Source organism: Pseudomonas sp. SDO5522_S412, from assembly GCF_054071215.1.
The window spans coordinates 1-1,472 of record NZ_JBSVWQ010000436.1 but is presented as its reverse complement, the minus strand read 5'-3'; the positions used below and the strand labels follow the sequence as shown (position 1 = coordinate 1,472).

Here is a 1,472-nt window from a genome sequence, read left to right as displayed (position 1 = left end):
GATTTGAACCGACGACCTTCGGGTTATGAGCCCGACGAGCTACCAGACTGCTCCATCCCGCGTCTGTGTGTCGGCATTCTACAGAGGAACGCGAGTGTGTCAACCGCTGATTCAAAGAAAAGCGCTTGTGGTTCAATCGGTTAGCTCTCCAAGGTGGCCCCTTGATAGGCCGCGGGGCCAGTCTGGCCGAGGCTTTCAGCTCTATTGGGGGGTGTGTTTCGATTGAGAAAATGAATTCACCTGCGAATTTTCCTACCGCTTAAGCGGAAGATTCAAACTACTGGTGCTATATACAGGTGTGAGTGAGATACTGCCGGCCTGTCCGTTTTCTGCCCAGAACCACTGCCTTATATATGACGCAGCGCAAAATCATCCACGTCGACTGTGATTGCTTCTACGCCGCCATCGAGATGCGCGACGACCCGACCCTGGCGCAAAAGCCCCTGGCTGTCGGTGGCTCGGCAGACCGTCGCGGGGTGATCGCCACCTGCAACTATGAAGCACGGGCCTATGGTGTGCGTTCGGCCATGTCGTCCCGCCATGCCCTGAAGCTGTGCCCGGACCTGACCATCGTCAAGCCGCGCATGGATGCTTATAAAGAAGCATCAAAGGAAATCCAGGCGATCTTTCGCGACTACACCGACCTGATCGAACCGTTGTCCCTGGACGAAGCCTACCTGGACGTCTCCGACAGCCCGCATTTTGGCGGCAGTGCCACGCGCATTGCCCAGGACATTCGCCGGCGGGTCTCCAACCAGTTGCACATCACCGTTTCCGCGGGCGTGGCGCCGAACAAGTTTCTCGCCAAGATCGCCAGCGACTGGAAAAAGCCCAACGGACTGTTTGTGATCACCCCCGACCAGGTGGAAGACTTTGTCTCGGCGCTGCCGGTGAAAAAGCTCCACGGCGTGGGCAAGGTGACGGCCGACAAGCTGGCGCGGCTGGGGATCGAGGACTGCCTGCAACTGCGGGAGTGGAACAAGTTGGCGCTGGTGCGAGAGTTCGGCAGTTTTGGCGAGCGGCTTTGGAGCCTGGCGCGTGGGATTGATGACCGTGTGGTGCAGAACGACAGCCGCCGGCAATCCATCAGCGTGGAAAATACCTACGATGTCGACCTGCCGGACTTGCCCAGTTGCCTGGAAAAACTGCCGGAGCTGATGGACACCCTGGCGGGGCGTATAGCGCGCATCGACAGCAGTTATCGGGCGGGCAAGCCGTTCGTCAAAGTGAAGTTTCACGACTTTACCCAGACGACCCTGGAGCAGGCGGGGGCAGGGCGGGACCTGGAGAGTTACCGGCAGTTGCTGACCCAGGCGTTCAATCGCGGCGACAAGCCGGTGCGATTGCTGGGAATAGGGGTGCGTTTGCTGGATTTGAGCAACGGCAACGAGCAGCTCCAATTCCCCTGGTAGGAACCGAAAACCAAATGTGGGAGCGGGCTTGCTCGCGAATGCGGTGTGTCAGCTAATGCA

At 58.8% G+C, this 1,472-nt stretch carries 1 protein-coding gene; it reads left to right on the top strand.

Annotated elements, in window-relative coordinates; all coding sequences use genetic code 11:
• Positions 1-353 precede the first annotated feature (353 nt).
• A complete protein-coding gene (dinB, locus tag ACW9I6_RS32335; protein WP_177067292.1) occupies positions 354-1,412 on the top strand; it encodes a DNA polymerase IV in 1,059 nt (352 codons plus the stop codon).
• Positions 1,413-1,472 lie beyond the last annotated feature (60 nt).